The organism is Pseudomonas sp. 31-12 (assembly GCF_003151075.1).
GTDB lineage: Bacteria > Pseudomonadota > Gammaproteobacteria > Pseudomonadales > Pseudomonadaceae > Aquipseudomonas.
Genome location: NZ_CP029482.1, coordinates 2,297,426 through 2,309,599 on the forward strand (window position 1 = coordinate 2,297,426; position 12,174 = coordinate 2,309,599).

Genomic DNA, 12,174 nt, shown 5'->3' on the forward strand with positions numbered 1-12,174 from the left:
TGGAAATGGAATTCTATGTTTTTGACTAAGTGCACCAAGCCACTTACTGTCGTGTTGTTATGTGTTGCCGCGTCGGCTGCCCATGCGAACCCCACCGACTTCTCGCCTCGCCATTTGATATTTACTTCGGATCCGCAATTCCCCTGGACCGAAAGTTCCGATTACGGTTGGGAGGAGTCGGATTCGGACCGAGACAAGCGTTCTCGTTGGTTGATTGAAACCCAGTATTCGGATGTCGCCAGTTTTCGGAGCAACCACAGCCAGGACCCTGGCCATATTCCGGTCATGATCAATGGGGATATGACGGCTTTCGGCCACGGCAGCGAACGCTCCACAACCCAGTCGATTCTGGAGAAGTACCTGGGCGGTGTTTATGACTACGGTCTGGGTAATCACGACTACGAAAACAATATTAATGACTGCAGTTTTCCCGAGAATAATTGCGCCGCTGGTAGCATTGTTGAGTTGCGGGGAAAATATTGGGGGAAGGTCAATACGTTTGATTTTGCAGCTCGGAGCGAGGGGGGTGCAAAAGTTTATTACGGAAGTCTTGCTTATTCAAAGTCTGTGGGTGATGTTCACCTGATACAACTCAATAACGAGCCTACTTACACGGTGAATTTTTCCTCGGGGTTTCCTTTGAATAAGGTTAACTTTGAAATCTCGGATGCGCTGGATTGGCTGGAGCGCGATCTGCTGCAGGCGCGCAATCAGGGTCAGATCATTTTAATTAATATGCACAAACCTGATCGCTGGAAGGGAAGCCCGGAACAGATTGAACGCTTCAAGGCCATGATTGCACGCTACGAGGTCACCGCGGTGTTCGCAGGGCATTTACATAGTGAACCGGGGCGTTTTACCGGATGGAACAGGACGGATTACTTTGGTGACGTTCCGGTGTTCCTGAGTGGCGGCGCTTCCAATCAGACCTACCTGATCGCCAGTTTTGCGCTGGATCGCAAGACGCTGACGGTGCATCAGGTCAACGGTAACAACTGGCCAAGCCGCAAGGAGGTCGAAACCATCGCGGTTCGATAATCCCCACATTCCGGCCCCAAACGAAAACGGCCCCGTCAAATGACGGGGCCGTTTTTTTGTTGCAGCAAGCGTGTGCCTTTACTGAGCGTCTTCCGCCGGCGCTTTCTCACCGTGAGAGAGGCTGTAGACGTAAGCGGCCAGCAGGTGAACCTTGTCGTTGCCTTGCAGCTGTTCTTGCGCAGGCATCTGGCCCTGACGGCCGTAACGGATGGTCTGCTGCAGTTGAGCGAAGCTCGAACCGTAGATGAACGCTGCCGGGTGAGTCAGGTCAGGTGCGCCCATCGCTGGGGTGCCTTTGCCTTCCGGACCGTGGCATACCGCGCAATTGGCGGCGAACAGCTTCTGACCGGCGACCGGATCAGCCTTGGTGCCTTCCGGCAGCTTGCGGCCATCGAGGTTGGTCAGCACGAACGAAGCAACGTCCGCAACGCCTTGCTCGCCGATCACGTCAGCCCACGCTGGCATGACCGCGTGACGGCCACCCATGATGGTGGTCTTGATGGTTTCCGCTTCACCACCCCAGCGCCAGTCGGCGTCGGTCAGGTTCGGGAAGCCATAAGCGCCTTTTGCGTCGGAGCCGTGGCAGACCGAGCAGTTGGAGGCGAACAGGCGGCCACCCATCTTCAGGGCTTGCGGGTCCTTGGCGACTTCTTCAATCGGCATGGAAGCGAACTTGGCGAAGATCGGACCGAACTTGGCGTCCGACTTGGCCATTTCCTTTTCCCACTCGTGAACGCCGGTCCAGCCAGTCTGGCCGTTGGCGAACGCGGTCTGCTTCTCGTTATCCAGGTAGTTGTAACCTGGCAGCAGGCCTTTCCAGTTGCCCAGGCCCGGGTACAGCACCAGGTAGCCCAAGGCGAAGATGATGGTGCCCACGAACAGCATGAACCACCATTTCGGCAGTGGGTTGTCGTACTCCTCGATCCCGTCGAAGGAGTGGCCAACCGTTTCCTCTGTCTGCTCGGCTCGCTGGCCCTTGCGGGTGGACAGCAGCAGCCAGGTCAGGGCGAAGATGGTGCCGAGACTGAGGACTGTGACGTACAGACTCCAGAACGTAGTCATTCTTTGTTACTCCTAGAAGCTTGCTCGACGTGCTTGATGGCTTCGGGATCATCCGCGAAAGGCAGCAAGGTCGCGTCTTCAAACTCCGACTTGCGCTTGGGGCTGAATACCCATAACGCCAGACCGATGAAGGCCACCATCACAACAACGGTGCCCAGGCCACGAATCATCCCGATATCCATCTAAATCACCGTTTGCTTTTGATGATGGTGCCCAGGCCTTGCAGATAGGCCACCAGCGCGTCCATTTCGGTTTTGCCCTTCACAGCATCCTTGGCACCGGCGATGTCTTCGTCGGTGTAAGGGACGCCGAGCGTGCGCAAGACTTCCATTTTCTTGGCGGTGTCTTTGCCGTCGAGCTTGTTTTCCACGAGGAACGGGTAGGCCGGCATTTTCGACTCAGGCACCACGTTGCGCGGGTTGTACAAGTGCGCACGCTGCCAGTCATCGGAGTAACGACCGCCGACACGGGCCAGGTCCGGACCGGTACGCTTGGAACCCCACAGGAACGGGTGGTCCCAGACGCTTTCACCGGCAACGGAGTAGTGGCCGTAACGTTCGGTTTCAGCACGGAACGGGCGGATCATCTGCGAGTGGCAGCCGACACAACCGTTGGCGATGTACACGTCGCGGCCTTCCAGTTCAAGGGCGGTGCGCGGCTTCATGCCTTCGACCGGCTTGTTGGTGACGTCCTGGAAAAACAGCGGAACGATCTGGGTCAGGCCGCCGATGCTGACGGCGATAACCATGAAAAAGGCCAGCAGGCCAATGTTCTTCTCGACTGCTTCATGCTTCATCAGTGAGCTCCAACTACAGCAATCTGAGCGGCGGCTTCGGCTTCAGCCGGGTTCGAGGCACGTACGGTCCGCCATACGTTGTAGGCCATGAACAGCATGCCGCTGGCAAAGAACGCACCGCCCAGGGCGCGAACGATGAAACCAGGGTGGCTGGCTTGCAGGGCTTCGACGAACGAGTAGGTGAGGGTGCCGTCGTCGTTGATTGCACGCCACATCAGGCCCTGGGTGATGCCGTTGACCCACATCGAAGCGATGTACAGAACGGTGCCGATGGTCGCAAGCCAGAAGTGCGCGTTGATCAGGCCGATGCTGTGCATCTGCGCGCGACCGAACAGTTTCGGGATCATGTGATAGATGGCGCCGATCGAGATCATCGCAACCCAGCCCAAGGCGCCGGCGTGTACGTGGCCGATGGTCCAGTCGGTGTAGTGCGACAGCGAGTTCACGGTCTTGATGGCCATCATCGGGCCTTCAAAGGTCGACATGCCGTAGAAGGCCAGCGACACAACCAGGAAGCGCAGGATCGGGTCGGTGCGCAGCTTATGCCAGGCGCCCGACAGGGTCATCATGCCGTTGATCATGCCGCCCCAGCTTGGAGCCAGCAGGATGATCGACATCGCCATGCCCAGGGACTGAGCCCAGTCCGGCAGTGCGGTGTAGTGCAGGTGGTGCGGACCGGCCCAGATGTACAGGGTGATCAGCGCCCAGAAGTGCACGATCGACAGGCGATAGGAGTAGATCGGACGCTCGGCCTGTTTCGGAACGAAGTAATACATCATTCCCAGGAAGCCGGTGGTCAGGAAGAAACCGACCGCGTTGTGGCCGTACCACCACTGGATCATCGCGTCAGTCGCACCGGCGTAGGCCGAGTAGGACTTGAAGAAGCTGACCGGCAGGGACGCGTGGTTGACGATGTGCAGCATCGCCGTCACGACGATGAAGGCACCGTAGAACCAGTTACCCACATAGATATGCTTGGTGTTGCGCTTGGTGATGGTGCCGAAGAACACCAGACCGTAGGACACCCAGACGATGGCCAGCAGAATAGCCAGGGGCCATTCCAGTTCCGCGTATTCCTTGGTGGTGGTGTAACCCAACGGCAAGGTAATGATCGCGCCGACAATGACCGCTTGCCAACCCCAGAAGGTGAAGGCCGCGAGGCTGTCGGAAATCAGTCGCGTTTGGCAGGTTCGCTGCACGACGTAATAAGAAGTGGCAAACAGAGCACAACCACCGAAGGCGAAAATCACCAGGTTGGTGTGCAACGGGCGTAAGCGTCCAAAAGTCGTCCACGGCAGACCGAAGTTCAATTCCGGCCATACAAGCTGTGAGGCGATGAAGACACCAAGCCCCATGCCAAGGATCCCCCAGACCACCGTCATGATGGCGAACTGGCGGACTACCTTATAGTTATAAGCAGTCGGACTGATTGCTGTGCTCATTCTAAGGTTCCACGGTTTGGGTGTTTTATTAGGAGTAAAAATCGGCCGCAAGTATGTAGAAAGCGGGGGGTCATTGCAACGCGCCATGACCTGGGTCAATGCTTTCAAAAGCTGATTCTGCGGCCTTTCCATGCGCCGCGTAAGGACAAAATCGGCCTCGGACAAAATGTCGCAGTGAACGAAAAAGGTGAGGGGGTCAGGTCAGTTGTTACGGGGTGTGTTCAAACACAACGATCGGGTGACCGATGGCAATTGGCACGACAGCCGGTATCTACCAGCCTTTGCGGCCTGTCATCGAGCAGATTCGTCGAACACATCGGGTTGAGTCGACCTGGAACCGGCTCATGCCAGTTCGCATCGGAGCAAGCTTAGACCCGAATCAGGTGAACCGAAAGGAGGACCAACGGAGGGGTGCGACACTTGGTCGCAAAGAGGCAGGGAACTGCCGCATCCGGGGAGAATGCGGCAGTAGAGCGGTCGAGATTTATTCGCGTTTGTCTTCGGCTTGCAGACGGTCGGTGTTCAGACCGTGAGACAGGCTGTAAACGTAGGCGGCCAGCAATTGCACCTTGTCGTTGCCGAGCAGTTCGTTCTGCGCCGGCATATGGCCCTGGCGGCCATGGCGGATGGTCTGTTGCAGTTGCGCCAGGCTTGTACCGTAGATGAATCCGGCCGGTTGCGTCAGGTTCGGCGCGCCCATGGCTTCAGTGCCCTTGCCGGTTGCCCCATGACAGGCTACGCACGTGGTGCTGAACGCTTGCTGTCCAGCGTGCAGATCGGCGGTGTCGTCAGCGGGCAGTGGCAGGCCGGCCAGTTCGTGACGCACATACGCGGCCACGTTCTTCACGCCGGCCTCACCGAGGATTTCACCCCAGGCCGGCATGGCCGCCATGCGACCGCCCATGATTGTGGTCTTGATCATCTCGGCGTCGCCGCCCCAACGCCAGTTGCTGTCGGCCAGGTTCGGGAAGCCGAAAGCGCCCTTGGCATCCGAGCCGTGGCACACCGAGCAGTTGGACGCAAACAGGCGACCACCCATTTTCAGCGCTTGCGGGTCATTGGCCACTTCTTGCACCGGCATGGCGGCGAATTTGGCGAAGATCGGCCCGAACCTGGCGTCTGCCTTGTTCATCTCCTTTTCCCATTCGTGGACGCCGGTCCAGCCGTCCTCGTAACCCGGCAGGATGCCTTTCCAGTTGCCCAGGCCCGGATAAAGAATCAGGTAGCCCACGGCGAATACCAGCGTGCCGGCGAACAGCATGAACCACCACTGCGGCAGCGGATTGTCGTACTCCTCGATGCCGTCGAAGCTGTGGCCCATGGTCTGGTCGACGCTGCCCTTGGTTTCGCCCTTGCGGGTGCCGATCAGCAGCCAGGTCAGGCCGATCAGGCTGCCGATGGTCAGTACGCAGATCCACGTACTCCAGAAGGTGGTCATGGCCGGGTACTCCTTGTTTCAGGTTCTTGGGTGCTATCGGGTTGTGGCTCATCGGCAAACGGCAACAGGCGCGCTTCGGCGAATTCCGGGTTGCGCTTGCTGTTGAACACCCATAGCGTCAGGCCGACGAAGGCCACGAACACGACGACCGTACCGAGACCGCGGATCATTCCACTGCTTATCACGGTCACTATTTCGAAGGGTATGGTCATGGCTCACCTCTTGCTCTTGATGGCAGTGCCGAGCACTTGCAGGTAAGAAACGAGTGCGTCCATTTCGGTCTTGCCCTTGAGGCTGGCGACCGCGCCGCTGATGTCGTCATCGCTGTATGGCACGCCGAGGGTGCGCATGGTGCGGATCTTGGTTTCGGTGTGGCTGCTGTCGACCGCTTGCGTGACCAGCCATGGGTAGGCAGGCATCTTCGATTCGGGTACGACGTTGCGCGGGTTGTACAAGTGCGCGCGGTGCCAGTCATCCGAGTAGCGCGCGCCGACCCGGGCCAGGTCCGGACCGGTACGTTTCGAGCCCCAGAGGAATGGGTGATCCCAGACGCTTTCACCGGCCACCGAGTAGTGGCCGTAACGTTCGGTCTCGGCGCGGAATGGCCGGATCATCTGCGAGTGGCAACCGACGCAGCCTTCGCGGATGTAAATGTCGCGACCTTCCAGTTGCAGCGCGGTGTAGGGCTTCATGCCTTCCACCGGTTTATTGGTCACGTCCTGGAAGAACAGCGGGACGATCTGGGTCAGACCGCCGATGCTCACGGCCAAGACCATCAGCAGCATCAGCAGGCCGACGTTTTTCTCGATTGTTTCGTGTTTCATGGCGGACTCCTCAGGCGATCTGCGCGGCAGCGGTGACTTCGGCAGGCTGCGAGGCCTGCACGGTGCGCCAGGTGTTGTAAGCCATCAGGAACATGCCGCTGAGGAAGATCGCACCGCCCACCAGTCGCACGACGAAGCCTGGGTGGCTGGCCACCAGGGTTTCGACGAAGGAGTAGGTCAGCGTGCCGTCTTCGTTGACTGCGCGCCACATGAGGCCCTGGGCGATGCCGTTGACCCACATCGAGGCGATGTACAGCACGGTGCCGATGGTGGCGAGCCAGAAGTGCGCGTTGATCAGGCCGATGCTGTGCATCTGCGTGCGGCCGAAGATTTTCGGGATCATGTGGTACAGCGCGCCGATTGAAATCATCGCTACCCAACCGAGTGCCCCGGCGTGAACGTGGCCGATGGTCCAGTCGGTGTAGTGGGAGAGGGCGTTGACCGTCTTGATCGCCATCATCGGCCCTTCGAAGGTCGACATGCCGTAGAAGGCCAGCGAGACCACGAGAAAGCGCAGGATCGGGTCGCTGCGCAACTTATGCCAGGCGCCCGACAGGGTCATCATCCCGTTGATCATCCCGCCCCAGCTTGGCGCCAGCAGGATCAGCGACATCACCATGCCCAGCGACTGCGCCCAGTCCGGCAGCGCGGTGTAGTGCAAGTGGTGCGGACCGGCCCAGATGTACAGGGTGATCAGGGCCCAGAAGTGCACGATCGACAAGCGATAGGAATACACCGGACGCTCGGCCTGTTTCGGCACGAAGTAATACATCATCCCGAGGAAACCGGCGGTGAGGAAAAAGCCTACGGCGTTGTGGCCGTACCACCACTGAACCATGGCATCGGTCGCACCGGCGTACACCGAGTACGACTTGGTGAAACTCACCGGCAATTCAACGTTGTTGACGATGTGCAGAATCGCCACGGTGATGATGAACGCACCGAAGAACCAGTTGCCGACGTAGATGTGCTTGGTCTTGCGTTTGGCCAATGTGCCGAAGAACACGATGGCGTAGGCGACCCAGACAATGGTGATCAGGATGTCGATCGGCCATTCCAGCTCGGCGTACTCCTTGGAACTGGTGTAGCCCAGGGGCAGGCTGATCGCCGCCAGCAGGATCACCAATTGCCAGCCCCAGAAGCAGAACGCGGCGATTTTCGGTGCAAACAGCTGGGTCTGGCAGGTGCGTTGCACCGAATAGAATGAACTGGCGAACAGGGCGCAACCGCCGAAGGCGAAGATCACCGCGTTGGTGTGCAGCGGGCGCAACCGGCCGAAACTGGTCCACGGCAAATCGAAGTTGAGTTCAGGCCAGACCAATTGGGCCGCGAGAAAAACCCCGAGCCCCATGCCGACGATGCCCCACACCACCGTCATAATGGCGAATTGGCGGACCACCTTGTAGTTGTAGGCGGTACTGATAGAAGTGTTCATGGTTCCCCATCCACGGTTCAGCCGAAGTGAGCACGCTTGCAACAAAAAGGCAGCGCGTCCTTCGCCTGGAGTTATAGGCAGACTAAAAGCGAGGTAAGCATGGACAAAGAGCACAAGGCCAGTATTGACGGGGATCAATGGGCGCAGTGTGTGCGGGATCATGGATGGTTGTGGAATGCCGCCTCAGGACCTGCATCGGTAACCCTGATCCTCGCCCACGGCGCCGGTGCGCCAATGGACAGCGGCTGGATGAACGACATGGCTGCACGCCTTGCTGCATCTGGGATCAACGTGCTGCGTTTCGAGTTTCCATACATGGCACAACGGCGTATTGACGGGGGTAAGCGTCCACCGAATCCGGCGCCGAAACTGTTGGAATGCTGGCGTGAGGTGTACGCCGAGGTGCGACGCCATGTCACTGGGCGTCTGGCCATTGGCGGCAAGTCCATGGGCGGGCGGATGGCCAGTCTTTTGGCGGATGAGCTGCAGGCGGATGCGTTGGTGTGCCTCGGTTATCCGTTTTATGCGGTGGGTAAACCGGAGAAACCTCGGGTCGAACATTTGTCTTCGTTGAAGACGCCGACATTGATCGTGCAGGGTGAGCGGGATGCGCTGGGCAATCGCGAGGCGGTCGAAGGTTATGAGTTGGCGCCGAGCATCCAGGTGTTCTGGCTGGTGGCGGGGGATCATGATTTGAAGCCGCTGAAGGCTTCCGGGTTTACCCATGAACAGCATTTGGTTGCAGCGGCGCAGAAGGTAACTGGATTTCTTGCGTAATGTTGAAAGGTCCCCCGGCGACTAATCATCCAGATCTGGATAGTGAATCTTGCCAACTACCCAAGGTTCGACAATTTCACAATGCACCGTTCGCAGAAATGAACCCCATTCTCTGCGGTTATGTGCATCCGGGCCGGTGATCGTCAGCAAAAGATACTCATCCCGGAAGGCGTCATAGGCATAGATCAGCCAGAAGTCATTGCCGGGGTCGTCAAGCAGAACCGTTCGATAATATTGACGGTCGATTTTTGCCCAACGTGCTTGAGTTTCCTGAGTGCTGGCCAAATGGATGTGGTGCATATCAATCAGGTCGAGTCGTTCGTCTCGCCCGAAAATGGCTGGCAGTTCATCGCACACTTTGTAGTTGTAGAAGTGTGCGGCGAAGTTCTGCCAGTTGTGGATCTGTTCAAAAAGCGCAGAAATTTTGACGGCTGGCATCCAATGCTACTTTGTAATAGGTAGCTTGCCAGTGATCACAAATTTATCGAACGCTTTCTGCCCATCACGCGCGGCCTGCCGGACATCAAGAAAAGTCAGTTCATCGCGAACGAGCTTTTTGTCGGGTTTGCCAATCTTTCTGGTGGTGGCCATCGGAGGCTCCGAAGGAAATGTATTCATGCTGACCAGCTTAAGTGATTGAGTTTTTGCCAGCAAACAATAGAGTCCGGCCTTGAGGCGGACAAGTCGGCGGATTCCGGTGCGGCTGTAGGCAGTGGCGCAAAGTTGTGTAGCCTGCGATGGTGGGCTTTTGGCATTTGAGCTTTTAAACCGATAATAAAAAACCCGGAAGCTCTCGCCATCCGGGTTTTCTGACTTCACCAAGCCAATCAGCGATTGAACCGCTCCACCAACGAATACTGTGTATTCGCCGTCTTCGTCAGCTCTTCACTTAACAATGCCGAGTGCTGCGCCTGTTCCGACGTCTGATCCGCCAGGTGCGAGATGTTGCTGATGTTACGGCTGATCTCTTCAGCCACCGCACTTTGCTCTTCAGTCGCCGCAGCAATCTGGGTGGTCATGTCGGTGATGTTGGCTACCGCTTCGCTGATCCCCACCAGCGCCTGATCCGCTTCCAGTACCCGCGCCACGCCTTCTTCCGCCTGGCGATGCCCGGCTTCCATGGTTTGCACCGCGGTGCTGGCGGTTTGCTGCAGCTTGGCGATCAGGGCGTGAATCTGCCCGGTAGATTCGCTGGTGCGCTGCGCCAGTTGACGGACTTCGTCAGCCACCACCGCAAAACCACGGCCCATCTCGCCGGCACGGGCTGCTTCAATAGCCGCATTCAGCGCCAGCAGGTTGGTCTGGTCGGCGATGCCTTTGATCACGTCGACCACACCGCCGATTTCGTCGCTGTCCTTGGCCAGTTGGGTCACGGTCGCGCCGGTTTCACCGACCACCACCGACAGGCGCTGGATGGCTTCGCGGGTTTCCCCGGCGATGTCGCGGCCGCGACCGGTCAGGCGATTGGCTTCCTGAGTCGCGTCGGCGGTGCGCTGTACGTGGCTGGCGACTTCCTGCGTGGTGGCGGCCATCTGATTGACGGCGGTGGCCACTTGCTCGGTTTCGACGCGTTGACGTTCCAGGCCAGTGGAGCTGCTGTGAGCCAGGGTGTCGGACTGTTTTGCCTGGTCGCTCAAATGCTCGGCAGTGTCCTGCAAGCGGGTCAGGCAGGTTTTCAGACGCGCTTCCTGGCTGAGGATCGACATCTCCAACCGTGCCTGGGCGCCACGGCTGTCAGTGTACATCTGCGCAATCAGCGGGTCGGAGGTGGTCTGCTCGGCCAAGAGCAGCAAGCGCTTGAGACCACGCTGTTGCCAGCTCAAGCCCAACAGGCCCAACGGCACCGAAAGGCCGGCGGCGAGGGCGAAGCCCCACTGGGAGTTGAGCGACGCACCGATCATGAAGCTCAGTTGGCTGACCAGAATGAACGGCAGCCAGTCCTGAAGCACCGGCAACCATTTGTCTGTCGAAGGAATGGCCGACTTGCCCTGGTTGATGCGTTGGTAGAGCGTTTCGGCACGGCGGATCTGCTCGGCGGTGGGTTTGACCCGCACCGACTCGTAGCCGACCACCTGATTGCCTTCGAACACCGGCGTGACATAGGCGTTAACCCAGTAGTGGTCACCGGTCTTGCAGCGATTCTTGACAATGCCCATCCATGGCAAGCCTTGTTTCAGTGTGCCCCACATGTGTGCGAACACCGCGGCCGGGACGTCGGGGTGACGGACCAGGTTATGCGGCGCACGGATCAGCTCCTCACGAGAAAACCCGCTGATTTCGACGAAGGCGTCGTTGCAGTAGGTGATCACGCCCTTGGCATCGGTGGTGGAAATCAACCGTTGCTGAGCCGGGAAGGTCCGTTCGCGTTGTGTGGTGGGCTGGTTGTTACGCATGGCTTTTTCAATCCGCAAGGCTTTGAGAGGTTGTCGGCGCCGTCAGGAATTTATTGAAATTATTTTTCAGTAATCAGCGGCGCGTCGCAAAACGGCCATTGCCTCAGCCGGCGAGCATCGGGTAGGTGAACAGGGCGAAATGCAGCAGGTTCAAGCCGAAATGGGTGGCGATGGCCGCCCCCAAACCGCCAAAACGGTAGGCTAGACCATAGCCGACACCTGCCAGGCCCGCCAGTAGCACCCAATGCCAACCCGCCCCCACATGCACCAGGCCGAATAACAGCGAGGCGAGCAGCAACGCCAGGTTTTCACCGTGGGGCAGGTGCTTGAAGTGCCGGCTCAGCCCGCCCTGGACGTAACCGCGAAACAACGCTTCCTCCACCAGCGTTACCAGCAGCAAATTGTTCAGCACCCACAACCCGGCTTGATCCGGCCACTTCGGCGCCCAACTGATCATCCCCAGCAAGAGCGCACCGCCCAATGCCAGCACGGCGCTTAACGTGAGCGCCAATGCGGTGGCATAGAGGGAAAGATGCAGTGAGCGCCGGCCGACAATCCATGGGCACACCAGCAACAGCCAGAAGCCGATCAGGGGTTTGTCCTGATTCAGGTACATGGAAAACGGCACGGCATCGACGGTGAAGCGTTGCGGGGCGATGCCGCGACCGTTGTAGAAGCCGGGCAGCCAGTGCATCGCCAGCGCCACGGCGAGGATGATGAACACGCCATGACCGAGGTAGCGTGCAACGGGAATCTTTTGCTGGCGGACAGCGAAACCGGCGACCAGCAGCAACGCGACGGAGATACCGGCCAGCCAGCCGATTTGGCCGTAGGTCAGGGCGAGGGTGTAGCCGAGGGAGAGAAGGGCCAGGTAAGTCCATGGCAGGGCGAGCATTTTAAGTCCTTGTGTCCGAAGTGTTGCGGGTTGGCTCGGTCCATGTGGGAGCGGGCTTGCTCGCGAAGAGGCCA

The 12,174-nt window shown here is 58.7% G+C and carries 14 protein-coding genes; 2 read left to right on the top strand and 12 right to left on the bottom strand.

From position 1 onward, the window contains the following. The first annotated feature begins 15 nt into the window (after positions 1–15). Positions 16–1,038 (top strand): metallophosphoesterase, encoded by a 1,023-nt coding sequence (locus DJ564_RS10675; RefSeq protein ID WP_109628934.1) that lies wholly within the window; start codon positions 16–18, stop codon positions 1,036–1,038. A 78-nt stretch (positions 1,039–1,116) separates the two neighbouring features. Here DJ564_RS10675 and ccoP (DJ564_RS10680) read toward each other — a convergent pair whose 3' ends face one another. The 8 genes from ccoP (DJ564_RS10680) to ccoN (DJ564_RS10715) form a co-directional block, all read right to left on the bottom strand. Then, a complete protein-coding gene (gene ccoP / locus DJ564_RS10680) occupies positions 1,117–2,100 on the bottom strand; it encodes a cytochrome-c oxidase, cbb3-type subunit III (RefSeq protein WP_109628936.1) in 984 nt (327 codons plus the stop codon). After that, positions 2,097–2,282, bottom strand: coding sequence for a CcoQ/FixQ family Cbb3-type cytochrome c oxidase assembly chaperone (locus DJ564_RS10685; RefSeq protein WP_003175465.1), 186 nt, complete (start codon positions 2,280–2,282; stop codon positions 2,097–2,099). The genes ccoP (DJ564_RS10680) and DJ564_RS10685 overlap by 4 nt, the downstream gene beginning before the upstream one ends. A 5-nt stretch (positions 2,283–2,287) precedes the next feature. After that, positions 2,288–2,896, bottom strand: coding sequence for a cytochrome-c oxidase, cbb3-type subunit II (gene ccoO, locus DJ564_RS10690; RefSeq protein ID WP_009042961.1), 609 nt, complete (start codon positions 2,894–2,896; stop codon positions 2,288–2,290). Then, positions 2,896–4,338 carry a cytochrome-c oxidase, cbb3-type subunit I gene (gene ccoN / locus DJ564_RS10695; protein ID WP_109628938.1) on the bottom strand — a complete coding sequence of 481 codons (1,443 nt, stop codon included), beginning with the start codon at positions 4,336–4,338 and terminating at the stop codon, positions 2,896–2,898. The genes ccoO (DJ564_RS10690) and ccoN (DJ564_RS10695) overlap by 1 nt, the downstream gene beginning before the upstream one ends. Positions 4,339–4,822: 484 nt before the next feature. Next, a complete protein-coding gene (gene ccoP, locus DJ564_RS10700; RefSeq protein WP_109628940.1) occupies positions 4,823–5,776 on the bottom strand; it encodes a cytochrome-c oxidase, cbb3-type subunit III in 954 nt (317 codons plus the stop codon). Further along, positions 5,773–5,988: a cbb3-type cytochrome c oxidase subunit 3 gene (locus DJ564_RS10705; RefSeq protein WP_256597487.1), complete on the bottom strand. Its 216-nt coding sequence runs from the start codon at positions 5,986–5,988 to the stop codon at positions 5,773–5,775. Before DJ564_RS10705 ends, ccoP (DJ564_RS10700) begins: the two co-directional genes overlap by 4 nt. Before the next feature lie 3 nt (positions 5,989–5,991). Beyond that, positions 5,992–6,600, bottom strand: a complete 609-nt coding sequence (gene ccoO / locus DJ564_RS10710; protein WP_109628942.1) for a cytochrome-c oxidase, cbb3-type subunit II — start codon at positions 6,598–6,600, stop codon at positions 5,992–5,994. A 10-nt stretch (positions 6,601–6,610) separates the two neighbouring features. Next, positions 6,611–8,035, bottom strand: coding sequence for a cytochrome-c oxidase, cbb3-type subunit I (gene ccoN / locus DJ564_RS10715; RefSeq protein WP_109628944.1), 1,425 nt, complete (start codon positions 8,033–8,035; stop codon positions 6,611–6,613). Between the two features lie 99 nt (positions 8,036–8,134). Here ccoN (DJ564_RS10715) and DJ564_RS10720 point away from each other — a divergent pair, with 99 nt between their 5' ends. Continuing rightward, complete coding sequence (locus DJ564_RS10720; protein WP_109628946.1) at positions 8,135–8,812, top strand: alpha/beta family hydrolase; 678 nt, start codon at positions 8,135–8,137, stop codon at positions 8,810–8,812. A 21-nt stretch (positions 8,813–8,833) separates the two neighbouring features. Here the strand turns inward: DJ564_RS10720 and DJ564_RS10725 are convergent, their stop codons facing one another. The 4 genes from DJ564_RS10725 to DJ564_RS10735 all read right to left on the bottom strand — a co-directional run bounded on the left by DJ564_RS10725 (position 8,834) and on the right by DJ564_RS10735 (position 12,100). Continuing rightward, on the bottom strand, positions 8,834–9,250 hold the full coding sequence (locus tag DJ564_RS10725) for a type II toxin-antitoxin system YafO family toxin (protein ID WP_109628948.1): 417 nt from the start codon (positions 9,248–9,250) through the stop codon (positions 8,834–8,836). Between the two features lie 6 nt (positions 9,251–9,256). Further along, a complete protein-coding gene (locus DJ564_RS31960) occupies positions 9,257–9,631 on the bottom strand; it encodes a hypothetical protein (RefSeq protein ID WP_162556144.1) in 375 nt (124 codons plus the stop codon). A gap of 8 nt (positions 9,632–9,639) precedes the next feature. Further along, positions 9,640–11,205, bottom strand: coding sequence for a PAS domain-containing methyl-accepting chemotaxis protein (locus DJ564_RS10730; RefSeq protein WP_109628950.1), 1,566 nt, complete (start codon positions 11,203–11,205; stop codon positions 9,640–9,642). A gap of 103 nt (positions 11,206–11,308) precedes the next feature. Further along, the gene (locus tag DJ564_RS10735) at positions 11,309–12,100 is read right to left on the bottom strand and encodes a CPBP family intramembrane glutamic endopeptidase (RefSeq protein WP_109628951.1); all 792 of its coding nucleotides are present in this window, start codon (positions 12,098–12,100) and stop codon (positions 11,309–11,311) included. Positions 12,101–12,174: the final 74 nt, after the last annotated feature.

What these genes read in the sequence shown, in the direction of transcription:
- DJ564_RS10705 (WP_256597487.1), bottom strand. Translation starts at nt 5,988, where the DNA reads ATGACCATACCCTTCGAAATAGTGACCGTGATAAGCAGTGGAATGATC.
- ccoN (WP_109628938.1), bottom strand. Translation starts at nt 4,338, where the DNA reads ATGAGCACAGCAATCAGTCCGACTGCTTATAACTATAAGGTAGTCCGC.
- DJ564_RS10730 (WP_109628950.1), bottom strand. Translation starts at nt 11,205, where the DNA reads ATGCGTAACAACCAGCCCACCACACAACGCGAACGGACCTTCCCGGCT.
- ccoP (WP_109628940.1), bottom strand. Translation starts at nt 5,776, where the DNA reads ATGACCACCTTCTGGAGTACGTGGATCTGCGTACTGACCATCGGCAGC.
- DJ564_RS10675 (WP_109628934.1), top strand. Translation starts at nt 16, where the DNA reads ATGTTTTTGACTAAGTGCACCAAGCCACTTACTGTCGTGTTGTTATGT.
- ccoO (WP_109628942.1), bottom strand. Translation starts at nt 6,600, where the DNA reads ATGAAACACGAAACAATCGAGAAAAACGTCGGCCTGCTGATGCTGCTG.
- ccoP (WP_109628936.1), bottom strand. Translation starts at nt 2,100, where the DNA reads ATGACTACGTTCTGGAGTCTGTACGTCACAGTCCTCAGTCTCGGCACC.
- DJ564_RS10685 (WP_003175465.1), bottom strand. Translation starts at nt 2,282, where the DNA reads ATGGATATCGGGATGATTCGTGGCCTGGGCACCGTTGTTGTGATGGTG.
- DJ564_RS10735 (WP_109628951.1), bottom strand. Translation starts at nt 12,100, where the DNA reads ATGCTCGCCCTGCCATGGACTTACCTGGCCCTTCTCTCCCTCGGCTAC.
- ccoN (WP_109628944.1), bottom strand. Translation starts at nt 8,035, where the DNA reads ATGAACACTTCTATCAGTACCGCCTACAACTACAAGGTGGTCCGCCAA.
- DJ564_RS10720 (WP_109628946.1), top strand. Translation starts at nt 8,135, where the DNA reads ATGGACAAAGAGCACAAGGCCAGTATTGACGGGGATCAATGGGCGCAG.
- ccoO (WP_009042961.1), bottom strand. Translation starts at nt 2,896, where the DNA reads ATGAAGCATGAAGCAGTCGAGAAGAACATTGGCCTGCTGGCCTTTTTC.
- DJ564_RS10725 (WP_109628948.1), bottom strand. Translation starts at nt 9,250, where the DNA reads ATGCCAGCCGTCAAAATTTCTGCGCTTTTTGAACAGATCCACAACTGG.